Genomic DNA, 23,119 nt, shown 5'->3' with positions numbered 1-23,119 from the left:
GACTAGCCGCGCGAAACCGGGCGCTCGACACCCTTACCGGCGATATCACCGGTGGTCTCATACTCGGCCAGCTGCGCAATGCGGCGCACGTGACGCTCATCCTGCGAGAAGGGTTCGGCGATGAAGGCCTCGACAAAGGCGAGCACCTCGGACTCCTCGTGCTGGCGCGCACCGATCGAGATGACGTTGGCGTCGTTGTGATCGCGAGCCAGGGTGGCGGTGGAGTGGTTCCACACCAGCGCGGCGCGCACACCCTCAACCTTGTTGGCGGCGATGGCCTCACCGTTACCGGATCCGCCAAACACCACACCGAGCGCCTGAACACCGGCACGCTGGTCGGCCACGGTCGCGGCGGCCGCGTTGATGCAGAAGGCCGGGTAGTCATCCAGGGCATCGTAGGAGGTGGGACCGTGGTCCACCACCTCGTGGCCCAGGCTCACCAGGTGGTCCTGCAGCGCGCGACTAAATTCGAGGCCGGCGTGATCGGTGGCGACGTGAATACGCATGATTCGTGAAAATCCTTTAGTTGAAAATGGGGCCGACGGTGCGCGAGCGCTTGAGCTCAAAGAAGCCCGGGTACGAGGATACAGCGAGCACCCCGTCCCAGAGGCGCAGGGCTTCCTCTCCGGCGGGGGCCGGGGAGATGACCGGACCGAAGAAGGCGGTGCCGTTGACGGCGATAATCGGGGTGCCCACATCCTGACCCACCAGCGCGATTCCGCTGCCGTGGCTCTCGCGCAGCGCGACATCGTGAGCCTCGGAGTCGGCGAGGGCTGCCAGACCGGCATCCAGGCCCACCTCGGCGAGCGCCTCGGCGATGATCGCATCCTGATCGGTGCGTCCACCCGGGTGAATCCGGGTGCCCAGGGCATCGTACAGCGGCTTGATGTGCTCGGGGCCGACCTCCTCGGCCACGCCAGTCACCAGGCGGTTGTATCGCAGTACCTTGGCCAGGCCCGCGCGACGCTCATCGGTGAGGTCGGCGTTGTTCTCGTTGAGCACGGCAAGGCTCATCGGGTGCCAGGTGACGTTCAGCTCACGCTGCGCGGACACATTATCTACCCAGCGGGAGGTCATCCAGGCCCAGGGGCACGACGGGTCAAACCAGAAATCTACGGTATCCATGTCCCTATTCAATCGCATTCCCGAACGCCACGCATGCGCAATCTGCAAGGCTGGGAATTTGCGCAGTAGCAAAGGGGAATTTAGGCGGATTCGACCCGCGCCGCACGCAGCGTGGGGATGATTCGGCGCACCCGTGCCGCACTCACGCTGGCGACGATGCACCAGAGCGCCCCGGCGATCAGGATCGGAAGCACCGAATTCGCCCAGGTTTGGCCCTCAAGGTTTTGCTGCATCACGGTGATCGAGAGCAGGATGACCACCCCGGCCCCGGCGATGGCCGTGCCGATCCCCTGCTGCACGGCAATCGTGTTGGCCGGGGTGCCGCCGCGGATCACCCAGAACGCCGGAACCGCGATTATCAGCGTAATCAGCAGGGCAAACAGCAGCGGAAACAGGATCGTCCAGCCCAGCGGAATGGTGCTGGTGGCCTCGCCCGTGATCATCGACCACTGCGACACCACCTGCGCGGGCAAACGCGGGGACCAGAGGGCCAACACCACGGAACCGATCAGCCCGGGAATCATCGGTGGTACCACAAACAACAGGCGAGCCCGGGTGCGCACACGCGACCCGGTCGGGGTGGCTGCATCCTCTGCACTCATCACGGGCTCCTTGCTCGGCGGGTGCTCCGAGCCTACCGGGAATACACCGGTGGCGAGAAGGGGGTTCAATCGCCACCGGTGCGGATGATCTCGGCCTGCAGGTGGCGCGAATCATCGGAGTGAACCCGATTGACACGGGTGGGTGTCGGGTTCCCCCTCACCGTAGCCCTCGGGTCTGCGCCAAGCATGGCCCCAGTCGCATAATGGCGCATTGACCGCGCGGGGCTAGTCCGCGGCAGATGCGGAATGGCGTATTGATCGCGCGGAGTTAGCCCGCGGCAGGTGCGGAATGGCGCATTGACCGCGCGGGGCTAGTCCACGGCAGATGCGGGCCGCTCGCCTCGCTCCACCAGGGTGTTGAGCAGGGCCGCGGGAGTCTGCGGGTCGGCCAGGGTGATCACCAGGCGCCGCCCGTCCCGCCGCTCTACCTCGAGGGCGGAGCCGGAACGCAGGATGATCCCCAGTCGTCTGTTTGCGCCCACGCGCCATCCCCATCCCCCGAAGTCGGCGACCGGGTTGACCTCCACCACGTGTGCGCCCACGATCTCGTCGAGTGGAATCTCCACCCGAGGCCAGCCGAGGGTCGCGTGCGCGCGGAAGCCCGCCCGATCGGCCCGCAACCGCCACGAGAACATCGAGAGGACCGACACCAGCACCACCACGATGACCGCGGTGATGATCGCGGCGACCGGGTTGAATTCGGAATCCACCAGCATCTGCCAGGCCAGCAGCGTGATCAGGCCGAGCAGGACCACACCGAGTACCACCCGCATCAGGGTGCCGATGGACGCGGAGGCGATCCACACCGCACGGGCATCGGCGGGGAGGTCCAGGGTCGGGGCGTTCGTCTCGCTCTCGGGCGTCGCGACGTCGGCGGGAAGCGCACGCCGGATGAGGACGGCTCCGAGGACGCTGAGCGCTACCCAGGCGACGGCAACCACAAAAAATGGAATCAGCACCGACGGATCATCCTGGCCCGGTCCCGTGCGTTGACGGATCACGGTCGCGGGAAGGAGGGTGGCCAGGAGCCCACCAAACAGGCAGGAAAACCCAGAGAGCAAGGCAATGCCCAGCCGTCCACCGCGCGCGGCGCTGGGAAGCAGAATCAGCAGGCCCAGGAGCAGCGCGACCCCGAGTATCGGGAGTCCCACCACCACGGGGAGCCAGGCGGCCGAGCTCCAGCCATTTGCCTCGCCGGCGAGACCCCAGTGGGTGATCACCTCGGCGGGCAGGTCATCGCGCCAGGTGCGAATCAGCCCCGCCGCGGCGAGACCGGCCAGGGCGGGAAGGATCAGGGCAAACAGCGCCACCAGCCGGGTCTGGGCCGCGGTGCGAGTGGGGGTGACGGTGAGGTTCATCGGGGGCCTTCCTGGGTGGTCTGGGTGGATGATAAGCGGGCGCGGACAAGCGAGATGAGGGTGTCGGGGCCGATTCTGGCGGCGCTCGCGGCGCCGATCAGGGCGTCCAGTGCCGCCGTTACCTCGGCCAGGTCCCGGCTGGGCGCGGTGATGACGGCACCGCGGCCACGGCGCAGATCGAGCAGCCCCTCCTCGCGCAGAGCCTGGTACGCACGCAGCACCGTGTGCACGTTGAGGTCGAGGGATCCGGCGAGTTCGCGAGCACTGGGCAGGCGCTCGCCGTGCGCAATGCTCCCGTCTAGGATGCCCGCGCGTACGCTCGCCGCGAGCTGCTCATAGAGCGTGATCGGCGATTGTGGGTCCACCGTCAGAAACATTCAACCTCCACTTGTTCTACTTCAACTAGAACAATACCCGGCGTGTCTTTCCTCCACAAGTCGTCACACACCGCGGGCTTTCCACAACCCCGGTATTCCGGGCCGATCACGCGGTACGCTGAATGTTGGACACAATCCCATCCACTGCAAGGAGTGAAATTGCCCGGAGAAAACCTGACCCGGACCGAGGCCGCCGAGCGCGCCTCCATCGTCTCGGTCGAGTCCTACGACATCAACATCGACCTCACCACCGGTGACGAGGTCTTCCGCACCGTGAGCACCGTGACGTTCACCGCGACCCCGGGCAGCTCGACCTTCATCGACGCCGTGACCCGCACCGTACACTCGGTCACCCTGAACGGCACCGCGCTGGACGTGGCCGCCATCAACGATGACAGCCGCATCGCACTGGCCGGCCTGGCCGAGCACAACGTGCTGGTGGTCGACGCCGACCACGCCTACACCAACACCGGTCAGGGCCTGCACCGCTTTGTGGACCCCGCCGACAACGAGGTCTACCTCTACAGCCAGTTCGAGGTTCCCGACTCCCGCCAGGTCTACGCGGTCTTCGAGCAGCCCGACCTCAAGGCGGCCTTCACCTTCACCGTGACCGCTCCGCTGGCCTGGCAGGTCATCTCTAACTCCCCCACCCCCGAGCCGGTAGACAACGGCAACGGTTCGGGCACCTGGAGCTTTGAGCCCACCCCGCGCATCTCCTCCTACATCACCGCCCTGGTGGCCGGTCCGTACCAGGTCTGGCGCTCGGAGCTCACCTCGAGCGATGGCCGCGTGATCCCGCTGGGCGTCTTCGCCCGTGCATCGATGGCCGAGTACATGGACGCCGACTACATCTTCGACAAGACCCGCGAGGGCTTCACCTTCTTCGAAGACAAGTTCGACGTGCCCTACCCCTTCGCCAAGTACGACCAGATGTTTGTGCCCGAGTACAACATGGGTGCCATGGAGAACGCCGGTGCGGTCACATTCACCGAGACCTACGTGTTCCGCTCCAAGGTCACCGACGCCATCAAGGAGCGTCGCGTGGTCACCGTGCTGCACGAGCTGGCCCACATGTGGTTCGGCGACCTCGTGACCATGCGCTGGTGGAACGACCTGTGGCTCAACGAGTCCTTCGCCGAATGGGCCTCGACCATCGCCACCGCCGAGGCCACCGAGTGGACCGAGGCCTGGACCACCTTCGCCGCCATGGAGAAGGCCTGGGCATACCGCCAGGACCAGCTGCCCTCGACCCACCCGATCGTCGCCGAGATCAACGACCTCAACGACGTCCTGGTGAACTTCGACGGCATCACCTACGCCAAGGGTGGATCGGTGCTCAAGCAGCTCGCCGCCTGGGTCGGCATCGACGCGTTCTACGCCGGTGTCTCCGCGTACTTCAAGAAGCACGCCTTCGGCAACACCGTGCTGGCCGACCTGCTGGTCGAGCTGGAGAAGGCCTCGGGCCGCGACCTCTCCGAGTGGTCGACCCTGTGGCTCGAGACCGCCGGCGTCAACACGCTGCGTCCCGAGATCGAGGTTGACGAGGCCGGTGTGATCACCTCGTTTGCGATCCTGCAGAGCGCAGCGGCCGACTACCCCACCATCCGCCCGCACCGCCTGGCCATCGGGTTCTACAACCTGGTCGACGGCAAGCTGATCCGCGAGAACCGCCTGGAACTCGACGTGGATGGCGAGCGCACCGAGGTGGCCGAGCTGATCGGTCGCACCCGTCCGGACCTCGTCCTGCTGAACGACGACGACCTGGCCTACGCCAAGATTCGTCTGGATGCCGCCTCCCTTGAGGTTGCTACCCAGCACCTCGCCGACATCAGCGACCCGCTGGCCCGCGCCCTGGTATGGAGCAGCGCCTGGGATGCCACCCGCGACGCCGAGACCCCGGCCCGCGACTACGTCGACCTGGTGCTGAACCACATCGCCACCGAGACCGAGTCCACCACCCTGCGCACGACCCTGAACCAGCTGCTGCTCGCAGCCGAGGCCTATGTGGCCGAGGACATCCGCGAGGAGACCCTGGCCAAGGTGGGCGACGGCCTGCTGGCGCTGGCCCGCGGTGCCGAGGCCGGCAGCGATGCCCAGTTCCAGTTCGTGAAGTTCTTCGCCGCCGTCTCCAACACCGACGCCCACCTCGACGTGGTCGCCGCCCTGCTGGACGGGAGCGAGGCCCTCGCCGAGCTGACAGTGGACACCGACCTGCGTTGGGAGCTGCTGAGCGCCCTGGCAACCGGTGGTCGCGTGGGTGACGCCGAGATCGACGCGGCCCTGGCCGCCGACAACACCGCCGGTGGGGCCAAGGCCGCCGCTCAGGCTCGCGCCGCCCTGCCGGGCGTCGCCGCCAAGCAGCGCGCCTGGGACAGCGTGGTGGTGGACGACTCCGCCGCCAACGCCATCGTCTCGGCCACCACGCTGGGCTTCCAGCGCCTGCACGATGCCGCCGACCAGGAGCCCTTCCGGACCCTGTACTTCGACGTCATCGCCGACCTGTGGGACAAGCGCGCCTACCACGTGGCCGAGCCGCTGATCTCGGGCCTGTACCCGTCCGCGCTGATCGACACCGATCTGCGCGACGCCGCCCACGCCTGGCTCGCGGCCAACGCCGAGCGCCCCGCCGCACTGCGCCGGATCGTTCTCGAGGCCGTCGCCGGCACCGAGCGCGCCCTGGCGGCACGCGAGCGCGACGCTCAGCACTAATCTAACGCCGGTGAGTCCGGCGGTCGCCACGCGCGACACCACCCGTTAGCGGCGGGCATCCAGGATCTCCCGGGTGCCCGCCGCTACACTTTCAGGCATGGCAACCACACCGGACACCCCCACCACCCCGGACGTCGTCGTGCTGAACATCTGGGACACCATCGGCGCCTTCATGCTGAGCCCTCTGGGCAAGCTCGTGCAGGTAGCACTGATCATCGCGGGCGCCGTCGTCGCATCGTGGATTCTGCGCCTGTTCATTCGCCGGGTAGTCAGCCAGATCGTCAATGGCGTCAAAAAGAATCAGGGTGCCGAAGACACGCAGGCGCTGAGCGTGTCCCCGCTCGCCGCGGTCCGTCTGGTCCAGCGCACCCGCACCCTGGGCACCGTGATGAGCAATATCGTCAACGTGGTCGTGGTGATTATCGCGATCGTGATGATCGTCAACGTGATCGATGACAAACTCATCGGATCACTCTCCCTCCTCACCGCGGCCCTCGGTGCCGGCCTCGGTTTTGGTGCCCAGAACATCGTCAAGGACGTCTTCAACGGCCTGTTCATGGTGATGGAGGATCAGCTGGGTGTGGGCGACGTGGTTGAACTCGGCGGCGCAACCACGCTGGCCACCGGCGTGGTCGAGCGGGTGGGAATCCGGGTCACCCAGATTCGCGATGTCAACGGCACGCTCTGGTTTGTGCGCAACGGCGAGGTACTCCGGGTCGGAAACACCTCCCAGGGGTGGTCCCGCGTGATCGTGGACCTCGCGGTGCCCTACACCTCCGATGTGGTCCACGCCCAGGAACTGGCACTGGAAACCGCAAATACCCTCGCCCACACGCCGAAGTGGCGCTCGCGCATCATCGACCGCCCCGAGGTCTGGGGCATCGAGTCGGTGTCCGCCGACGCCCTGGTGGTGCGCGTGGTGGTCAAAACCCGCACCGCCGCCAAGGACGATGTCTCCCGCGAGCTGCGCACCCGCCTGTTCCAGGACTTCCGCGAGCAGGAGGTGCCGCTCACCTCGCTCGAGGCCGTGGTCCTGTCCGGCTTCGACAGCGCCGGCAGCGTGCTCGGGGCCAAGCCCCCGCGCACCCGCCCGATCGGGACCGTCAATCAGAGCCTGACCAAGCCGCCGGCGGACGAGAAACCCGCTTCCAAGCGTGCACCGCGACGCAAGTCCACCGGGGAAAACCCGACGGGACAGACTCCGCCCACCCAGTAGGCTGGAGGGGCACCCCGGTGCCCGGCTGAACGTGAGCCGGAGGATTGAGAAGGAGCATTATGTCCACCCCCGAGGGCCAGTATCCCAAGAACCTGCTCGGTCGCACCGACTACGAGCGCTTCGGCGGCCGTCCGGCCTTCGAGATCCTGGTGAACGAGTTCTATCGCGGCATCGCCGACGATCCGATCCTGCGCCCGATGTACCCCGAGGAAGACCTGGGGCCGGCCACCGAGCGCATGCTGATGTTCCTGGAGCAGTACTGGGGCGGACCCACCACCTACTCCGAGCGGCGCGGACACCCCCGCCTGCGCATGCGCCACAACGCATTCAAGGTCAACCCCGCCGCCCGCGACCGCTGGCTGGTCCACATGCGCGCCGGGGTCGACAAGATGAATCTCTCCCCCGCCGATGACGCGATCCTCTGGGACTACCTCTCCCGCGCGGCCACCGCGATGGTCAACACGTTCGAGGAGTAGGGCTAGTCCTCCGCCAGGCGGGTATAGGTGTCCAGCGGCTCGGGTGAGCGGGCCCCGACTACCCTGCTGGCGGTGCGAATGAACCCGGATCGGCGAGCCAACGCGGCCGAGGGTTCGTTTGCCGGGTCGATCCGCAGGTAGACCGAGTCCAGGCCGCCCACCTCAAACGAATACTCAACGAGGGTGTCGAGCGCACGGGTAGCGATCCCGCGACCACGCAGCGGCGCGACAAGCCAGTAGCCCAGTTCGGCGCTGCGGGCATCCGCATCCAGATCGACAATCCCAAACCATCCGCTCGCCCGGTCCTCGACGGAGTCCACCAGGGCGAGATAGCCTCCGCGGCCCGCGTCCCAGGAGGCGATCGAACGTCCTACTACCCGCTCGGCATCCGCCCGAGTATACGGGGTGGGAGCGGGAGTCCAGCGCTGGATCTCCGGATCCTGGCACGCCTCAAAGACCGCCTCCACATCGGTGCCGAGCCACGGACGCAGCACTAGGCCACCGCCGACGAGAAGGGTGGGCGCGGCCGTGGGGAACCCCGCGCTCGTCACGCGGATTCCGGACGCACGCGTGCGGCGAACAGGGAATAGGTGTCCATCAGCTCGGGGGTCCGGGCGTCGGCCACCGCGGTCTCGGTGAGTTCGAACCCGGCGCGGCGAGCCACCGCCGCCGAGGCCAGGTTGAGCGGATCGATGCGCAGAAACACCTCGTCAAGCCCCACCAGGCCCAGCGCATACTCACTGAGCGCGATCACCGCGGCGGTCGCGTAGCCGTGGCCGCGCCGTCCCGCGCCGAGCCAGTACCCGATCTCGGCGGCTCGATGGTCGGCGCGGATGCTCACGAATCCGAAGGAGCCAAACGGCACGTCCTCACGCGGATCCACCAGTGCCAGCGAACCGCCGGCACCCGAGGCCCAGTCGCTCGCGGTGATCTCCAGGAAAAACTCGGCATTTTCCCGCGTGTAGGGGGTGGGGATCGTGGTCCATCGCTGAACCTCGGGATCCTGACATTCGGCCGTAATCACGTCCTCATCGCCGACTCGCCACGGGCGAAGCCGCAGGTCCTCGCGAATCGGAATCGTCGGGGCGCTGGGCGGCAGGGGAAGGTCCATCACCCTATTATCCGAGCAGGCTCGGCGACGAGCAAGGCTCGGGCGGATATGGAGCGCGGATTCGTCACGGCACGGTGCCGCCGAGGATGGCACTAGTTCACCAGCAGACCGCCGCCCGAGCGACGCACCAGGACGTGCCCGCGCAGGCTGGTAATTCGGGTCCAGGAACCGGAGGTGAAGATCGCGAGTTCCTCGGCGTCATCGGGGCCCAGGAATCCCAGCGCATCGGCGGCAAATGCGACCCCGCCGGGCAGCCCCGGCGCGTCCTCAAGGTCGCGTCCCCAGACCCCCATGCGCACCCCGGCCACGATCGGATCCCCGGCATTGGCGGGCAGCGCGGCGGCGATTTCGGTGACTCCGGCGCGGGCGCCGGCCCGCAGCACCCCCGCGCTCACGCTCCCGGTACGCTCCCATCCCCCACGCGGCGCGGCGATCCCCGACCAGGAGGCACGCACCTCGGCGGGGGGCAGGCGCACCTCGTGCAGGGCGGTCCCCAGTGCATCGAGCCGGGCCAGCCGTTCCAGGACCGAGGCGGGGGCCACCACGGTATCAAAGGAGGCGTCCTCGGCCAACGCAAACGTGCGCAGCCCGAGGATGGTGGGTCCGCTGGACAGGATGCCCCGCGGGACCAGAACCGGGCTGGACACCGCCAGCACTCCCCCGGTGCCCACCAGGCGCACGGCCTCCCGATCCACGCGTCCGGCGCGTTGCACAAACACGCTCAGGTCGGATCGGGTCTCGGAATCGGCCAGGGTAAAGGAGGTATCCATCACACCTCTAAACTATCCGGGACGCCCCGGCATTCCCAACCCGCCGTCGCGAGGCGGCCTAAACTAGAGCCCGTAGGTTTCACCAACAAGGAGTTCTATGTCTGCCCCTCTCGAATCGCTGCTACACGCGCTGGATCTGACCGATACCGGTGCCCGAACCAGCGAGGACATCTTCACCGGACCCTCGGAGTGGGCCCCCGGCGGACGCGTCTTTGGTGGACAGGTACTCGCGCAGTCGGTGGTGGCCGCCGCCCGCACCGTGGCGGATGACCGGTTTGTGCACTCGATGCACGGCTACTTCCTGCGGCCCGGCAACGTCGATCTGCCGATCACCTTCTCGGTGGACCGCATTCACGACGGTCGCTCCTTCAGCACCCGGCGCACCCAGGCCTATCAGGATGGACGTCCGATCTTCTCGATGATCGCCTCGTTCCAGGACGAGGATCCGGGCCTCGAACATCAGGATGAGACGCCCGTCGGCATCCCCGACCCCGAGACGCTGCCCAGCGCCGCCGATATGCTCGCCGGCATCGACAACCCCGTGGCCAAGCAGTGGGCCACCGGCCGCGCCTTCGATATTCGCCACATCCCCACCCCGATCTACTTCCGGGTGCCCGAAAAGACCCCGCACCAGGCCGTCTGGATGCGGGTGCTGGGAGACATGCCGGATAACGACCTGCTGCACCGCGCCGCCATCGCCTATGCCAGCGACTACACGATCCTGGAGCCGATCCTGCGCGCCCACGGGATCCCCTGGGTCACCCCGGGCCTGAAGATCGCCAGCCTCGACCACGCGATGTGGTGGCACCGGCCGGCCCGCGCCGACGAATGGCTGCTGTACGTCCAGGAGTCGATTTCGGCTCGCGGCGGCCGCGGCCTGTCCCGCGGCAAGATTTTTGACCGCGCCGGAAACCTCGTCGCCAGCATCGCCCAGGAGGGCATGGTTCGGATTCCCGACGCGCGCGACTAAGCGTCACACGCAGAAACGGCCCCTACCGATCGGGGCCGTTTCCGGTTGTGGCTAGCGTTCGCGGAAGACCACCGGATCCTCCAGCAGCGGCGTCCACGCGTCCCGCTGCTCGGCGGGGACCCGCATCAGGCGGCCCGAGGCGGCGTCCACCAGCACCATCGTGGTCGACGCGATCGCAAACACCGTGGCGTCCTCGGCGGCACCGTCCCGCACCTCGTAGTGCACCTCCATCGAGGCACCACCCAGACGCGCGATCCACAGGCGGATGATGATGGGCTTCTGGCGGTAGGACAGCGGTGCCAGATACTCGATTCGCTGCGACCCGATCAGGGTCATGATGCCCGAGCCGGCCTCGGCCGAGATGACCGCCAGGTCGGCCGGCAGATCGGATTCCCCGGGCTGCCGGGTCCAGAACACCCGCACGCGGGCCTCCTCCAGCAGGCGGAAAAACTCCACGTTATTGACGTGGTTATAGGCGTCCAGGTCCGACCAACGCAGGGGCAGCGGCACATCAATCTTCAAAACAGAACCTCCATCGGGGAATGAAAAACGGCGGCCTGGGCGGGTTTCCCCGCCGCAGACCGCCGAGAATCAGCTAGTCGCGGGTGAGCTTGCGGTACGAGGCGCGCGAGGGCTTCGCGGCGTCGGGGCCGAGGCGCTCGATCTTGTTCTCCTCGTAGGATTCGAAGTTACCCTCGAACCAGTACCAGGAAGCCGGGTTCTCCTCGGTGCCCTCATACGCGAGAATGTGGGTCGCGATGCGGTCCAGGAACCACCGGTCGTGGGTGATGACCACGGCGCAACCGGGGAACTCCAGCAGCGCGTTCTCGAGGCTGGAGAGGGTTTCCACGTCGAGGTCGTTGGTAGGCTCATCGAGCAGCAGGAGGTTTCCACCCTGCTTCAGGGTCAGCGCCAGGTTCAGACGGTTGCGCTCACCACCGGAGAGCACCCCGGCCTTCTTCTGCTGGTCCGGACCCTTGAATCCGAAGGTCGAGACGTAGGCGCGCGAGGGGATCTCGACGTTGCCCACCTGGATGTAGTCGAGCCCGTCGGACACAACCTCCCACAGGGTCTTCTCCGGGTCGATGCCGCCACGAGACTGGTCAACGTAGCTCAGCTTGACGGTCTCGCCAACCTTGAGTTCGCCACCATCCAGCGGCTCGATGCCCACGATGGTCTTGAACAGGGTGGTCTTACCCACACCGTTGGGGCCGATGATGCCCACGATGCCGTTACGCGGCAGCGAGAAGCTCAGGTTGTCGATCAGGGTGCGGTCGCCGAAGCCCTTGTTCAGGTTCTTGGCCTCCAGCACAACCGAGCCCAGGCGCGGACCCGCGGGGATCTGGATCTCCTCGAAGTCCAACTTCCGGGTCCGCTCGGCCTCGGCCGCCATCTCCTCGTAGCGAGCCAGACGAGCCTTCGACTTGGTCTGACGACCCTTGGCGTTGGAGCGCACCCACTCGAGTTCCTCGGTCAGGCGCTTGGCCAGCTTGGCGTCCTTCTTGCCCTGGACCTGCAGACGCTCGGCCTTCTTCTCCAGGTAGGTGGAGTAGTTGCCCTCGTAGGGGTAGAGGCGACCGCGGTCAACCTCACAGATCCAGCCGGCCACGTGGTCGAGGAAGTAGCGGTCGTGGGTCACGGCCATAACCGCACCGGGGTACTTGGACAGGTGCTGCTCAAGCCACAGCACGCTCTCGGCGTCCAGGTGGTTGGTGGGCTCATCCAACAGCAGCAGGTCGGGCTTCTGCAGCAGGAGCTTGCAGAGCGCAACGCGGCGCTTCTCACCACCGGAGAGGTTGGAGATCTCGGCATCGCCGGGCGGGCAGCGCAGGGCGTCCATGGCCTGCTCCAGCTGGGAGTCGAGGTCCCAGGCGTCGGCGGCGTCGATGGCCTCCTGCAGCTTGCCCATCTCCTCCAGCAGCGCGTCGAAGTCGGCGTCGGGCTCGGCCATCTCGGCGGAGATCGCGTTGAAGCGGTCTACCTGAACCTTGATCTCGCCGAGGCCGTCCTGCACGTTCTGCAGCACGGTCTTGGTTTCATCCAGTTCGGGCTCCTGCATGAGGATGCCCACGGTGAAACCGGGGGTGAGCTTTGCGTCACCATTGCTGGGGGTGTCGAGGCCCGCCATGATCTTCAGGATCGTGGACTTACCGGCACCGTTCGGACCAACCACACCAATCTTCGCTCCGGGGAGGAACGCCATGGTGACGTCGTCGAGAATAACCTTGTCGCCAACCGCCTTGCGGGCGCGGACCATCGAGTAAATGTATTCAGCCATATCGACAACAGTCTAGTGGTGATCGCCGCCCGCGTCAGCCCGAAACGACGGCGGGCCGCCGAGCATTCCTCACTTCCTCACCGACCGGTGAGAAATCGGCCACCTACCAGTCGATGGCGCGGGTCTTTCCGATCAGGCATCCACCATTGTCCAGCTTGGGCTGGACCGTGGAATGGTAGCCATCCACCGTGGGGCCGAACTGGCCCACCAGGCACTGGTCCTTCCAGAGCACCGCGAATTCGATCGCATCCACCGGGCGGCCCAGCGTGGTTTTGTCTTCGGACACCTGCATCGCCGACTTATCAAACCCGGCGGCGACCAGACCATCGATCAGGTCCTTCCCCACGGCCTCGGGCTTGGCGGACACGGTGGCGCGGTTCACCTGATCGAAGAAGGGCAGGTTCTCCTCGGCGGATCCATCGGGCTTGAGCTCGGCGGGCACCGCCGGGGCGTCGCTCGCCGAGGCGCTCGCGGTCGAAGAGGGTGTGGGGCTCGGGGATGCTGTGCACCCGGCCAGGGCGAGTGCGGCTGCCAGAACTACTCCAACGCGCAAACTCCGGGTCATATTCACGGGGCCACCATCTCTCTCTTGGAAATCCTCACCACCCGCCGGGTGGGGTCCCGGCACGCGTGCCTCCGATTGTACGCAAGAACCATGAGGGCGCGGGTGGACGCGGCCGCTACGGTGCGTTCGGCTGCTCCCGCGGAACCAGGTGTGTGCCGGATGGATGGGGAGCCCCGCGGGAGCAACCATCTTCAGTCTTGACGGGGGCGGGGCGAAAAACCACGGCGCGGCCACGGTTGGGGATAACCCCACTCGTGGCCGCGCCTGGGGATAACCCCGAGGGGTCGCTAGGCGACGATGTACTCGGCGAAGCGGCGACGCACCTTGTTCACCTTGGGCACGGCCACGGCCAGGCAGTATCCCTGTCCGGGATTCTTCGCAAAGAAGTCCTGGTGGTAGTCCTCGGCATCGAAGAACTCGCCCAGCGGCGAAATCTCGGTCACGACCTCGCCGTCCCAAATGTCCTCCGCACGTTCCCGAGCGGCCTCGAACAGCTCGCGCTGGGCCTCATCGGTGTAGAACATCGCCGAGCGGTACTGGGTACCCACATCGTTGCCCTGACGGTTGAGCTGACGCGGGTCGTGCAGGGTGAAGAAGGCGTCCAGGATGATGTCGGCCGGGATCACGCTCTCGTCAAACACCACTCGAACCACCTCGGCGTGGCCGGTGTGCCCGGTGCAGACGGCTTCGTAGCTGGGGTTGGGGGTCGTGCCACCGGTGTATCCGGATACAACCTCGCTGACGCCATCCAGGGTGCGATAGACCGCGTCCAGACACCAGAAGCATCCGCCGGCCAAAACAAAACTTGTGGTCATGATTTCAGTCCTTTCCCTGCGCGCCCGCGGGCACGTATCCTCTGCGACTATAACCCGCACCGGGGCCCACGCATTCCAGGCGTCATGCATTCACGGCCTTTCACCGGATTCGCCGGAATTCCTCGGGCGTGTCCACAATGTCGGAGGCCTTCCGTACCGTGATGGTCATGACAACTCCGACGCTCATCCAGGCCCACGGTGGCCTGCGCCTGCACCCGGTACGCCCCGCCCTGTGGCGCGTCATCGCGCGCGATGACCGCATCGTGGGCCATCTTGAAGCCCGGGACACCCCCGAGGGCGAGGTGTTTGTGGCCAAGCGCTTCAGCGCCCTCGCCGGCTCGTTCACCCCGCTGGGTGAGTTCTGGTCCGCGGATGACGCGGTCGACTGCCTGCGCTGTGCCTAGCAGTCCACGCGTCACGAGTCGCGCGCCTCGACCTACCCGCACGAGGCCGCGGGTGAGTAACCGCACCTGCTGATCGGGCTCCGAAACGTGCCTGGGTGGGAAATTCCCGCAAAATTTCGCGACACGGCCGCCTCGGCACGGCCCGGGCGGCGAGATCGCGGGTAGGGTGCGAACTATGGACACCTGGCACGACTTTATCTCCTGGGTTGGCTCGGACGCAGCCCACCCGACCCTGTTCTCCGCCGCCGTCACCGCGGTCGCCATTCTGGTGTCGGTGATTGTCTCCGGCCTGATCGTGCGCGGAGCCATCCGTGCGCTGATTAATCGCCGCGACCGTGACGCGAAGACCGCGGCCATCGCGGCCCTGGTGGACGCCTCCACCGAGGCCGCCGTCTGGGCCTCGCTCACCCCGCAGGAGCAGGTCCTCGCCGACCGCGCCGTCGGTCAGGCCGACATCACCCTGCGCCTGCTCCCGGTCTACGGTTCGGCCCTGGCCGCCAACTGGTCCGCGCACCAGCTGGCCGAGCTTAAGCGCAACTCCTCCGCATTCGGATTCCAGCTGGACCCGGTGGTGGCCGAGTTCCGCGATCGCCTGATCGAGTGGCAGAACAAGCCGCGTCGCGCCAAGAAGGTCTTCGAGGAGGACCTGCTGCGCTGGCGTACCGACGTGACCGAGAGCCCGCGCGTCTCCCCCGCCTCCGATGCCTGGGTCGCCACCCCGCCGGTTTCCGAGGGTGCCGCCCTCGGTGCCGACACTCGAACCCAGCAGCTGATCGATGATGTCGCGGCCATCGACCCCTCGGCACGCGCCGCCGGTGCCGACCCCGAGCGCAACACCCCGCACCCGCTCTAACCCGCTCGGAGTAGGCTAGGCGCACATCCCCCGCGAAAGGCCTCCGATGAGTTTTGATTCTCGAGAAGAACTCCTTCACCTGCTGCGTACCGAGGGAACCGGCCGCGCACTCGAGATTCTTGATGAACACATCGCGACCGCCTCACTCGGCGAGGCCGGGTCGGCCGAGGCCACCCGCGCCCTCGCCGCCAAGGCCGCGCTGCTCTACATGATCGATCGGGACGGCGAGGCCGCCGATCTCTGGGCCCAGGTTTCGCGCCAGTGGAGCGTGCTGAACGGTTCCGACTCCGCCGAGGCTCTGGGCGCCCGGGTCGAATGGGTGCTCGCCACCGCCTTCTCGGGCGATCAGGATTCGGCACTGGCCGAGAGCACCCACCTGCTGACCGACATCGAGCGGGTGGCCGGCGAGGACGCCGTCGAGGCGTTTCGGGTGCGCGAGATTCGGGTGCGACTCACCGCCGATCTCAACCGCTATCCGCAGGCCCTGGACATGGCTCGCGATCTGCGTGATCGACGTCTCGCCGCCCTGGGTCCACTCAACCCGGACACCGTGCGTTCGCACCGGATCGTGGCGGGGATTGCCAGCACAACCGGCGACTACGAGGCCGCCCTGGATGCCTACCGGGCGGCGCTGATCGCGCTCGAACAGGCCGATGGACCGCGGGCGGTAACCACCCTGGATGTCCGGGAAGACGTGGCATTCCTGCTGGGCATGCTGGGCCGCTATTCGGACGCCGAGATCGCCTATACGGACCTGCTGGATGATCTGCGCGACACCCCCCAGCCGGACCTACTGGGCACGATCCTGCGGCGGCGCATCGTGATCACCGAACGCGGCGAGCAGGAGGGCGCCCTGCCCGAAAGCACGCTCGATGAGGTCTTCACCTCCTCGATCGAGCGCCTCGCCACCGAGGCGGCCGCCGACGATGAGGCCGTGATCCTGATGCGTCAGCGCTGGGCCGCCCGCCTGATCGACACCCTGCGTCACCCCCAGGCCCTCGAGCAGTATCGACTCCTGGACGATCTCATCTCCCAGTCCGGAACCCCCGACGACATTCTCGAAAATCGCGACCGCATCGCCTTCACCCTGCGCACCATCGGTGCCACCGACGAGGCCATCGCCACGTTCCAGGCCGCGCTTGATATCCCCGAGATCTCCCCCGACTCTCGCGATGTGGTGCGCCGTCGCCTGGCCATGACCCTGACCGATGTGGGCCGGGACGAGGAGGCCATCGCGATCCTGCGCGAGCTGATCTCCCCCGAGGATCCCGCCAGCCAGAATGACCTGGCCGTGGCCTATATCCGCGCGGATCGCTACGTCGAGGCGCGACGCCTACTGGAACCGCTGCGCGCCCAGGCCCTGGCCGAAAACACCCCGGCACATCGACGGGTGCTGGGAAATCTGGCACTGATCGCCTGCGAGCTGGACCAGCATGAGAGTGCCCGGAACGAGTGGATCCACCTGCTGCGCAGCCAGATGGCCGACATCGAGGTGACCGATGAGACTCGCCGCCAACGCACGGCCGATGCGGATCCGGACATTCTCACCACCCGACACAATCTGGCCCGGGAGCACGAGCACCTGGGCGACTACGATCGAGCAATCGCCGAGTTTGATCGCCTGATCGAGGCCCGCACCCAGACCCTGGGACCCGACAGCGCCGAAACCCTCTCCTCCCGCAGCGCCCGCGCCTGGACGGCGTTCCGCGCCGGCCAGTTGGAGGATGCGGCGCGACGCTATCGCGCGCTCCTGGCCGACCGCACCCGGGTCTTCGGGGCCGATGATCCCCGCACCCTGGACACCGTGGACAGCCTGGCCGATGTCGAGCGTGCCCGCGGCAACACCGAGGCCTCGGCCGCGGTCCTCGCGGACTCGCTGGACGCGCTGGGTTCGGATTCGGCGGGCCTGTCGGGGGCCCGCGTATCGCTGCGCCGGGCCATCCTGCTGGCCGATCAGCGCCGATTCGCCGACGCCCTGGTGGCCTTCCGGCGGGCGGCCGACACGTTTAGCGAGGCCGCCGGCCCCACCCATCCCGAAACCCTTCAGGCCAGGCGTGGGGTCGCCGACGCGGTATTCCAGATCGGCTCCCCCGCCGAAGCGATCGCCGAGTACCGCGAGCTCCTGCCCTACCTGGATCCCGACGCCGACCCGCTCGGATACTCGCTGCTGCAGGGCAGACTCGCCCAGGGCCTGTTCCAAAACGGGGACATCGAACAGAGCATGATCGAGCAGCACGCGGCCATCGATCGCGCCGGTGCCTTCGCCCCGGATTCCGCCGAGGCCCTGGGGCTGCGCTCCCGCCTCGGCCGACGGTTGACGATTCTCGGCCGGCACGAGGAGGCCGAGACGATCTATCGCGAGGTGGCACGGGACCGCGCACGCGTACTCGGTCCCACCCATCGCGACACCCTGGATTCGCGCAGCGATGTGGCCGAGGCGCTGCTCGCCCGCAAACGATACTGGGCCGCCAGCCGCGCATTCAAGCCGCTGGTGCCGCTCATGCAGCGCGAGCTCGGATTTGATGATCGCGATACCCGGCGGGCCCAGGCCAAGCATGCCGAGGCGCTCAAGCCCGTGCTGCGACGGGTGTTCGGCGTGCTGATTCTGGCGGTGCTGATAGCCGTGCTGGTGCTGGTTGCCCTGTTCCCGTGGGGGAACCTGGCGTCCGATGCGGGGATGACAACAGCCCCCGCGAGCGTACTCGCGGAGGCTGTCGGGGATGTGGGTTCCGGAACCTAGCCGGCCACCCACCAGGTGTCATCCGGGGTGACCGGAAGGGCCCGCTTATGGCGGGTCAGCAGGAAGCGGGCCTCGAGGGCGGCGGCCACATCGGCATCCACCTCGTGTCCCTCCAGGTAGTCGTCAATCTCCGCATAGCGCACGCCGAGACTGGACTCGTCGGTCTGGCCGGGGACCTCGTCCAGGAGGTCGGCCGTGGGGGCCTTTTCGTACAGGCGAGCCGGGGCATCCAGCTCGCGCAGCAGGGCGGCACCCTGACGCTTGCTCAAGCCCGAGAGCGGCAGCACGTCGGCCCCGCCGTCACCAAACTTGGTATAGAAACCGGTGATGGCCTCGGCCGCGTGGTCGGTACCCACCACCAGGTACCCATCGGCCCCGCCCACGGCGTACTGGGCGATCATGCGCACACGCGCCTTGATATTGCCCTTGTTGAAGTCGGAGAGGGGCTCCTCGGTGCCCTCGCGGAAAGCCTCGGCCACGCCGTCCACTCCCGCGCGAATGTTCAGAATCACCGAGCGGTCCGGGCGGATGAACTCCAGCGCGAGCTGCGCGTCATCCTCATCGTGCTGCACCCCGTAGGGCAGGCGCATCGCGGTGAAACGAGCGTCCACGCCCTCGGCCCGCAGCTTCTCCACGGCCAGCTGGGACAGACGTCCGGCGAGGGAGGAGTCCTGACCGCCGCTGATGCCGAGCACGAGGCCACGAGCCTTGGTGCTGCGCAGGTAGTTGGCCAGGAAATCCACCCGGCGGGTGATTTCTTCGGCCGGATCGATTGTGGGCCGAACCCCGAGTTCGGAGATGATCTGTTGCTGTAGCTCACTCATGTCTCTAATCTACCCCCGGTTGGGCCCGCCACGGTCATCAATGTTTCGTGGCGTGAAATCCTCGTGGCTGGCAACCCCCGACAGGGTGCGCGGCGACTGGTTTGGTGTCCGTTGAAAGCACCACCCGCCAAATTCGACAGGTAAACTTGCAAGATTGCCTGTCAAAGCCTACGCTGAAACCATGTCCCCCGCGATGAACGTCCCCGATCCCGACCCCCGGTCCCTGGAAACCGCCCAGCGATTCCGGCTCAACGTGGATCGGCTGCGCCGCACCCTGCGCCGAATTGAAACGGTCGAGGACCTGGGACGCACGCATGAGGCGGTCCTGAGCCTGCTCTTCCGGCACGGCCCGCTGAGCATCGCCGACCTGGCCCGGCGCGAGCAGATCCGTCCCCAGTCCATGGGCAGCGTGGTGGGCGACCTGGTGACCCGCGAGCTGGTCGACAAGGCCCCCGATCCCACCGACGGCCGCCGTGACCTGATCCGGCTAACCGAGGCCGGGCAGCGCGTCCTGGACACCGTCAACCGGGTACGCGATCGCGATCTGGCCCTGCTCATGGATACCGACCTGAGCGCCGAGGAACGCCGAACCCTGCGCGCCGGCGTCGAGCTGATGGAGCGGGTCGCCTTTGGTCTTGATCGCAAATGAGCGCGGTCATCACCCGGGCCGAAACCATCGGGTTTGGCCCCAAGTTTGCGATCCCGATTCTGATCGGCCCCGCCCTCAACCCGATTAACACCACCATGATCGCGGTCGCGCTGACCCCGATCGCCCACGCCGTGAATGTCTCGGCGGCCACGGTGATTTGGCTGGTTGCCGGGCTCTACCTGGTGAGCGCCGTGAGCCAGCCGGCGATGGGCAAGCTGGCCGACACGTTCGGGCCGCGCCGGGTGTATCTCACCGGACTGGCCATCGTCGCGGCCGCGGGCATCATCCCGACCCTGCTGCCCACCTTCGGCGGCGTGCTGCTGGCCCGGCTGCTGCTCGGGCTGGGCACCTCGGCCGCGTATCCGTCGGCGATGACGCTGATCTCTGATCAGTCGGCCCGACTCGACAAACCCACCCCGCAGGTGCTGCTCTCGGGACTCTCCATCTCCAGCCTGGTGACCTCCTCGATTGGGCCGGTGCTGGGTGGGGTGCTCATCCACGCGTTCGGGTGGCAGTCGATCTTCCTGGTGAACATCCCGCTCGCGCTGATCGCGTTTGTGCTGGCCTGGCTGTGGCTCCCCGGCGACAAAACCCGGGTACGCGGCGCCCGCACGGTATCGGCCTGGAAGGCGATTGACCCACCGGGGCTGCTGCTGTTTGCGATCACCGTGGTCGCACTGTTGCTGTTCCTGCTGGATCTCAGCTCGGGACTCTACTGGCTTCTGCCGATCGCCGCCGCGGCGCTGGGCACGCTGATCTGGTGGGAGTATCGCGCACTGGTGCCCTTTATCGACGTGCGCATGCTGGTACACAACGGTCCGCTGGCCCGCACCTATCTGCGCCTGATGCTGGTGTATACCGGTTCGTATCTCGTGGTGTACGCGATGAGCCAGTGGCTGCAGACGGACGTGGGGCTGGCGCCCTCGGCCGCGGGGCTCTATCAGATCCCCACCGCGATCGTCGCCGGCATCTGCTCGGTTCTGGTGGCCCGCGCCAAGCGCATCCGGGGGCCGCTGATCATTGCCGCCGCCGCACCGATGGTGGGTGGGCTACTGCTCTCCAGCATTTCATCGACTGATCCCACCATCTACATCCTGGTGGTGCTCGCGGTGTTTGGTCTGCCGCAGGGACTCGCCTCGATTTCCAACCAGGCGGCGCTCTACCGCCAGGCGCCGGCGGGACAGATTGGTGTGGCCGCCGGGCTCTCCCGGACGTCGATTCAGCTGGGCGCGATTGTCGCCTCAAGCATCATCGGGATCGTCTACGGGCAGGCCCCGAGCGATGCGGGACTCAACACGATCGGATGGATCGTGGCCGGGTTGACCGCGAGCGCGCTGATCCTCACGATCCTGGATCGATCGCTGCGCTCCCCCAAGCGGTAGCCGTGGCGCGCCCGGCCCGTCACGCCTGCCTCGCGGCTGCCTCGCCGCTGGGCGAGGCAGGCGTTACTAGACGCGCGACCTGAACGCGCCGCGATAGGCGGCCGGGGAGGTGTGCAGGCGCTCGGCGAAGGCCTGACGCAGGCTGGTCGCCGTGCCGAATCCGCTCTGCCGGGCCACCTCGTCGATCCCCAGATCGGTCTCCTCGAGCAGCTGCTGGGCACGACGCACACGCTCCAATCGCAGCCAGTGGCTGGGGGTCAGCGCGTACTCGCGGTCGAAGCGACGAATCAGGGTGCGCACACTCACGTGGGCACGGTCGGCAAGGTCGCCCACGCCGATGCGGCGATCCAGGTTGGTGCGCGCCCATTCGATCACCGGCCAGAGGCTCTCATCACTGCACTCGGGAACCGGGATCGGCACAAACTGCGCCTGATCGGCGGCCCGATGCGGGTTCATTACCAGCGTCCGGGCCAGCTCATTGGCGACCGTTCCGCCGTGATCGCGGCGCACAATTTCGATACACAGGTCGATCGCGGCGGCCGTTCCCGCCGAGGTGAAGACGCGATCGTGGGACGTGTAGAGCACCGCCGGGTCCACACTCACCCGCGGATACCGCTCGCCCAGCGCATCGGCGTATCGCCAGTGCGTGGTGGCGGTCTGGTCGTCCAGGAGTCCGGCCGCGGCCAGGGTGAACGCCCCGGTGCAGAGTCCCACAATCCGGGCACCGCGAGCATGGGCGCGCCGAATGGCCTCTCTCAGGGCCGCCGGGGGCGGCTCCTCGAGGTTTTCTCCGGCGGGGATAACCAGCGTGTCCGAGTTCTCAAACTCCGCGATGCTTCCCCGTCCGGGCAGGAAGAGTCCGCCGGCCACCTCGACCCCCGCCTCGTTCCCAAAGGCGTAGGCGGTCACCAGATACGGTGCCTGTCCACCCACCCGCACCTCGCCAAACACCTCGTCGGGGATCGCCAGGTCAAACAGTGCCACGCCCGGCGGCACCGCCACCGCAACCCGGTGGGGTGCGGTGGCGGTGCCGAGTTCGGGGGTGAGTATCTCGGGAGTGCGCATCAACCGAGCGCCGCGTGGGCGGTGGCCGAGCCCACCTCGACCAGGACCACGCCGCCGATAATCAGCAAAATGCCCAGCGACATCAGCGCGGTCAGCGGCTCCTTGAAGAGGTACTTGGCAAGCACCGCGGTGATGGCCACACCGCTGGCGGCCCAGATCCCGTAGCCAACCCCGAGCGGCATACCCGAGCTCAGCGACCCTGCAAACAGGGAGAAGGCGGCCAGGTAACCGCCGACGGTCAGGATGTACCAGCGGCGGCTGCCGTCCACTGCCGCGCGCAGTGACGCTGTGGCCGCCACCTCGCTGCCCACGGCGAGCGCCAGCAGGATCGCGGCGATCATGCGGGAGCCTCGGTGGGTGCGCCGGTGGACGTGGTTGCGGCAGTCGTCGTAGTCGCGGCGATTGCGGATGCAGCACCACCCGCGCTCGTCGAAGCAGCGGCACCGGCGCTCGTCGAAGCAGCGGCGGCCCGCTCGGCCGCACCGTGGGCGCGCTGAGATCCCAGCTCCACCACCAGCACCCCGGCGATGATCAGGATCAGCCCGCCGATCATCAGCGGGGTCAGCGGTTCGCCGAAGAACAGCACGGAGGCGAGCGCCGTCAGCGCGACGCCGGTGGCCCCCCAGATACCATAGGCCACCCCGAGGCCCAGGCCGAGGCGCAGCACGCGGGAAAGAAGATAGAAGGACGCGACGTATCCGAGGACCACGAGCGGGTACCAGATCGGATGCGTTTGAGCGGCTTTGAGGCTGACCGAGGCGGTGACCTCGGTCAAGATTGCGGCCAGAAGCAGCAGCCAGGTTTTCATATGTGTGTGACTCCATGAACAG

25 protein-coding genes are annotated in these 23,119 nt (G+C 67.2%); 9 read left to right on the top strand and 16 right to left on the bottom strand.

The window, feature by feature from the left end; translation table 11 throughout:
* Positions 1-2: 2 nt before the first annotated feature.
* The 5 genes from IE92_RS0112390 to IE92_RS0112370 all read right to left on the bottom strand — a co-directional run bounded on the left by IE92_RS0112390 (position 3) and on the right by IE92_RS0112370 (position 3,462).
* Positions 3-506 (bottom strand): ribose-5-phosphate isomerase, encoded by a 504-nt coding sequence (locus tag IE92_RS0112390; protein WP_030148811.1) that lies wholly within the window; start codon positions 504-506, stop codon positions 3-5.
* A gap of 16 nt (positions 507-522) precedes the next feature.
* Positions 523-1,125: a mycothiol-dependent nitroreductase Rv2466c family protein gene (locus IE92_RS0112385; protein WP_156027525.1), complete on the bottom strand. Its 603-nt coding sequence runs from the start codon at positions 1,123-1,125 to the stop codon at positions 523-525.
* A gap of 80 nt (positions 1,126-1,205) precedes the next feature.
* Entirely contained in the window at positions 1,206-1,727 is a 522-nt protein-coding gene (locus tag IE92_RS0112380; RefSeq protein WP_030148809.1) for a hypothetical protein, read from the bottom strand.
* 311 nt (positions 1,728-2,038) lie between these two features.
* Positions 2,039-3,085 (bottom strand): DUF1648 domain-containing protein, encoded by a 1,047-nt coding sequence (locus IE92_RS17410; protein ID WP_030148808.1) that lies wholly within the window; start codon positions 3,083-3,085, stop codon positions 2,039-2,041.
* A complete protein-coding gene (locus IE92_RS0112370) occupies positions 3,082-3,462 on the bottom strand; it encodes a GntR family transcriptional regulator (RefSeq protein ID WP_030148807.1) in 381 nt (126 codons plus the stop codon). The genes IE92_RS17410 and IE92_RS0112370 overlap by 4 nt, the downstream gene beginning before the upstream one ends.
* Positions 3,463-3,621: 159 nt before the next feature.
* Between IE92_RS0112370 and pepN the strand changes: the two genes are divergently transcribed.
* The 3 genes from pepN to IE92_RS0112355 all read left to right on the top strand — a co-directional run bounded on the left by pepN (position 3,622) and on the right by IE92_RS0112355 (position 7,863).
* Positions 3,622-6,171, top strand: a complete 2,550-nt coding sequence (pepN, locus tag IE92_RS0112365) for an aminopeptidase N (RefSeq protein ID WP_030148806.1) — start codon at positions 3,622-3,624, stop codon at positions 6,169-6,171.
* Between the two features lie 97 nt (positions 6,172-6,268).
* The gene (locus IE92_RS0112360) at positions 6,269-7,387 is read left to right on the top strand and encodes a mechanosensitive ion channel family protein (protein ID WP_030148805.1); all 1,119 of its coding nucleotides are present in this window, start codon (positions 6,269-6,271) and stop codon (positions 7,385-7,387) included.
* Between the two features lie 59 nt (positions 7,388-7,446).
* Entirely contained in the window at positions 7,447-7,863 is a 417-nt protein-coding gene (locus IE92_RS0112355) for a globin (RefSeq protein WP_051701547.1), read from the top strand.
* 2 nt (positions 7,864-7,865) lie between these two features.
* Here the strand turns inward: IE92_RS0112355 and IE92_RS0112350 are convergent, their stop codons facing one another.
* From IE92_RS0112350 to IE92_RS0112340, 3 genes are all read right to left on the bottom strand, one after another.
* The gene (locus IE92_RS0112350) at positions 7,866-8,414 is read right to left on the bottom strand and encodes a GNAT family N-acetyltransferase (protein WP_051701548.1); all 549 of its coding nucleotides are present in this window, start codon (positions 8,412-8,414) and stop codon (positions 7,866-7,868) included.
* Positions 8,411-8,974: a GNAT family N-acetyltransferase gene (locus IE92_RS16775; protein WP_051701549.1), complete on the bottom strand. Its 564-nt coding sequence runs from the start codon at positions 8,972-8,974 to the stop codon at positions 8,411-8,413. The genes IE92_RS0112350 and IE92_RS16775 overlap by 4 nt, the downstream gene beginning before the upstream one ends.
* A gap of 92 nt (positions 8,975-9,066) precedes the next feature.
* Positions 9,067-9,744, bottom strand: coding sequence for a DUF8185 domain-containing protein (locus IE92_RS0112340; protein WP_030148801.1), 678 nt, complete (start codon positions 9,742-9,744; stop codon positions 9,067-9,069).
* 97 nt (positions 9,745-9,841) lie between these two features.
* Here IE92_RS0112340 and IE92_RS0112335 point away from each other — a divergent pair, with 97 nt between their 5' ends.
* Positions 9,842-10,714: an acyl-CoA thioesterase gene (locus tag IE92_RS0112335; protein WP_030148800.1), complete on the top strand. Its 873-nt coding sequence runs from the start codon at positions 9,842-9,844 to the stop codon at positions 10,712-10,714.
* A 51-nt stretch (positions 10,715-10,765) separates the two neighbouring features.
* On the opposite strand, the gene IE92_RS0112330 is transcribed toward IE92_RS0112335, so the two are convergent.
* The 4 genes from IE92_RS0112330 to msrA form a co-directional block, all read right to left on the bottom strand.
* Entirely contained in the window at positions 10,766-11,236 is a 471-nt protein-coding gene (locus IE92_RS0112330) for an acyl-CoA thioesterase (protein ID WP_030148799.1), read from the bottom strand.
* Between the two features lie 73 nt (positions 11,237-11,309).
* The gene (ettA, locus tag IE92_RS0112325; RefSeq protein ID WP_030148798.1) at positions 11,310-12,992 is read right to left on the bottom strand and encodes an energy-dependent translational throttle protein EttA; all 1,683 of its coding nucleotides are present in this window, start codon (positions 12,990-12,992) and stop codon (positions 11,310-11,312) included.
* Between the two features lie 103 nt (positions 12,993-13,095).
* On the bottom strand, positions 13,096-13,545 hold the full coding sequence (locus IE92_RS0112320) for a DUF6993 domain-containing protein (RefSeq protein WP_245601273.1): 450 nt from the start codon (positions 13,543-13,545) through the stop codon (positions 13,096-13,098).
* A gap of 299 nt (positions 13,546-13,844) precedes the next feature.
* Positions 13,845-14,372, bottom strand: coding sequence for a peptide-methionine (S)-S-oxide reductase MsrA (msrA, locus tag IE92_RS0112315; protein WP_030148796.1), 528 nt, complete (start codon positions 14,370-14,372; stop codon positions 13,845-13,847).
* Between the two features lie 167 nt (positions 14,373-14,539).
* On the opposite strand from msrA, the gene IE92_RS0112310 reads away from it, so the two are divergent.
* The 3 genes from IE92_RS0112310 (at position 14,540) to IE92_RS0112300 (ending at position 18,369) form a co-directional block, all read left to right on the top strand.
* The gene (locus IE92_RS0112310; RefSeq protein ID WP_147441692.1) at positions 14,540-14,776 is read left to right on the top strand and encodes a hypothetical protein; all 237 of its coding nucleotides are present in this window, start codon (positions 14,540-14,542) and stop codon (positions 14,774-14,776) included.
* Between the two features lie 175 nt (positions 14,777-14,951).
* On the top strand, positions 14,952-15,629 hold the full coding sequence (locus IE92_RS0112305; protein WP_081863858.1) for a hypothetical protein: 678 nt from the start codon (positions 14,952-14,954) through the stop codon (positions 15,627-15,629).
* 46 nt (positions 15,630-15,675) lie between these two features.
* On the top strand, positions 15,676-18,369 hold the full coding sequence (locus IE92_RS0112300) for a tetratricopeptide repeat protein (RefSeq protein WP_030148793.1): 2,694 nt from the start codon (positions 15,676-15,678) through the stop codon (positions 18,367-18,369).
* Here the strand turns inward: IE92_RS0112300 and nadE are convergent.
* Positions 18,366-19,193 carry an ammonia-dependent NAD(+) synthetase gene (gene nadE / locus IE92_RS0112295; protein WP_030148792.1) on the bottom strand — a complete coding sequence of 276 codons (828 nt, stop codon included), beginning with the start codon at positions 19,191-19,193 and terminating at the stop codon, positions 18,366-18,368. The two genes, IE92_RS0112300 and nadE, sit on opposite strands and share 4 nt — an antisense overlap.
* Before the next feature lie 181 nt (positions 19,194-19,374).
* Here nadE and IE92_RS0112290 point away from each other — a divergent pair, with 181 nt between their 5' ends.
* Together IE92_RS0112290 and IE92_RS0112285 are read left to right on the top strand one after the other, a co-directional pair.
* Complete coding sequence (locus IE92_RS0112290) at positions 19,375-19,842, top strand: MarR family winged helix-turn-helix transcriptional regulator (RefSeq protein ID WP_052367300.1); 468 nt, start codon at positions 19,375-19,377, stop codon at positions 19,840-19,842.
* Positions 19,839-21,224 (top strand): MFS transporter, encoded by a 1,386-nt coding sequence (locus tag IE92_RS0112285; protein ID WP_030148790.1) that lies wholly within the window; start codon positions 19,839-19,841, stop codon positions 21,222-21,224. Before IE92_RS0112290 ends, IE92_RS0112285 begins: the two co-directional genes overlap by 4 nt.
* 66 nt (positions 21,225-21,290) lie before the next feature.
* On the opposite strand, the gene IE92_RS0112280 is transcribed toward IE92_RS0112285, so the two are convergent.
* From IE92_RS0112280 to IE92_RS0112270, 3 genes are read right to left on the bottom strand one after another with little or no spacing between them, the layout of a single operon-like run.
* A complete protein-coding gene (locus IE92_RS0112280; protein WP_051701551.1) occupies positions 21,291-22,289 on the bottom strand; it encodes a GlxA family transcriptional regulator in 999 nt (332 codons plus the stop codon).
* Positions 22,289-22,630: a DMT family transporter gene (locus tag IE92_RS0112275; RefSeq protein WP_030148788.1), complete on the bottom strand. Its 342-nt coding sequence runs from the start codon at positions 22,628-22,630 to the stop codon at positions 22,289-22,291. Before IE92_RS0112275 ends, IE92_RS0112280 begins: the two co-directional genes overlap by 1 nt.
* The gene (locus IE92_RS0112270; RefSeq protein WP_081863859.1) at positions 22,627-23,097 is read right to left on the bottom strand and encodes an SMR family transporter; all 471 of its coding nucleotides are present in this window, start codon (positions 23,095-23,097) and stop codon (positions 22,627-22,629) included. The genes IE92_RS0112275 and IE92_RS0112270 overlap by 4 nt, the downstream gene beginning before the upstream one ends.
* Positions 23,098-23,119: the final 22 nt, after the last annotated feature.

The organism is Mycetocola saprophilus (assembly GCF_000718085.1).
GTDB lineage: Bacteria > Actinomycetota > Actinomycetes > Actinomycetales > Microbacteriaceae > Mycetocola > Mycetocola saprophilus.
Note: the sequence above shows the minus strand (reverse complement) of the source record. Positions and strands in the feature narration are given on the sequence as shown.

Bases quoted from the DNA above. Each gene is read 5' to 3' on its own strand.
- ettA (WP_030148798.1), bottom strand. From the start codon at position 12,992: ATGGCTGAATACATTTACTCGATGGTCCGCGCCCGCAAGGCGGTTGGC.
- IE92_RS0112335 (WP_030148800.1), top strand. From the start codon at position 9,842: ATGTCTGCCCCTCTCGAATCGCTGCTACACGCGCTGGATCTGACCGAT.
- IE92_RS0112390 (WP_030148811.1), bottom strand. From the start codon at position 506: ATGCGTATTCACGTCGCCACCGATCACGCCGGCCTCGAATTTAGTCGC.
- IE92_RS0112280 (WP_051701551.1), bottom strand. From the start codon at position 22,289: ATGCGCACTCCCGAGATACTCACCCCCGAACTCGGCACCGCCACCGCA.
- IE92_RS0112360 (WP_030148805.1), top strand. From the start codon at position 6,269: ATGGCAACCACACCGGACACCCCCACCACCCCGGACGTCGTCGTGCTG.
- IE92_RS0112340 (WP_030148801.1), bottom strand. From the start codon at position 9,744: ATGGATACCTCCTTTACCCTGGCCGATTCCGAGACCCGATCCGACCTG.
- IE92_RS16775 (WP_051701549.1), bottom strand. From the start codon at position 8,974: ATGGACCTTCCCCTGCCGCCCAGCGCCCCGACGATTCCGATTCGCGAG.
- msrA (WP_030148796.1), bottom strand. From the start codon at position 14,372: ATGACCACAAGTTTTGTTTTGGCCGGCGGATGCTTCTGGTGTCTGGAC.
- IE92_RS0112380 (WP_030148809.1), bottom strand. From the start codon at position 1,727: ATGAGTGCAGAGGATGCAGCCACCCCGACCGGGTCGCGTGTGCGCACC.
- IE92_RS0112270 (WP_081863859.1), bottom strand. From the start codon at position 23,097: ATGAAAACCTGGCTGCTGCTTCTGGCCGCAATCTTGACCGAGGTCACC.
- IE92_RS0112305 (WP_081863858.1), top strand. From the start codon at position 14,952: ATGGACACCTGGCACGACTTTATCTCCTGGGTTGGCTCGGACGCAGCC.
- IE92_RS0112355 (WP_051701547.1), top strand. From the start codon at position 7,447: ATGTCCACCCCCGAGGGCCAGTATCCCAAGAACCTGCTCGGTCGCACC.
- IE92_RS0112300 (WP_030148793.1), top strand. From the start codon at position 15,676: ATGAGTTTTGATTCTCGAGAAGAACTCCTTCACCTGCTGCGTACCGAG.
- IE92_RS0112385 (WP_156027525.1), bottom strand. From the start codon at position 1,125: ATGGATACCGTAGATTTCTGGTTTGACCCGTCGTGCCCCTGGGCCTGG.
- IE92_RS0112290 (WP_052367300.1), top strand. From the start codon at position 19,375: ATGTCCCCCGCGATGAACGTCCCCGATCCCGACCCCCGGTCCCTGGAA.
- IE92_RS0112285 (WP_030148790.1), top strand. From the start codon at position 19,839: ATGAGCGCGGTCATCACCCGGGCCGAAACCATCGGGTTTGGCCCCAAG.
- nadE (WP_030148792.1), bottom strand. From the start codon at position 19,193: ATGAGTGAGCTACAGCAACAGATCATCTCCGAACTCGGGGTTCGGCCC.
- IE92_RS0112370 (WP_030148807.1), bottom strand. From the start codon at position 3,462: ATGTTTCTGACGGTGGACCCACAATCGCCGATCACGCTCTATGAGCAG.
- IE92_RS0112310 (WP_147441692.1), top strand. From the start codon at position 14,540: ATGACAACTCCGACGCTCATCCAGGCCCACGGTGGCCTGCGCCTGCAC.
- IE92_RS17410 (WP_030148808.1), bottom strand. From the start codon at position 3,085: ATGAACCTCACCGTCACCCCCACTCGCACCGCGGCCCAGACCCGGCTG.
- IE92_RS0112275 (WP_030148788.1), bottom strand. From the start codon at position 22,630: ATGATCGCCGCGATCCTGCTGGCGCTCGCCGTGGGCAGCGAGGTGGCG.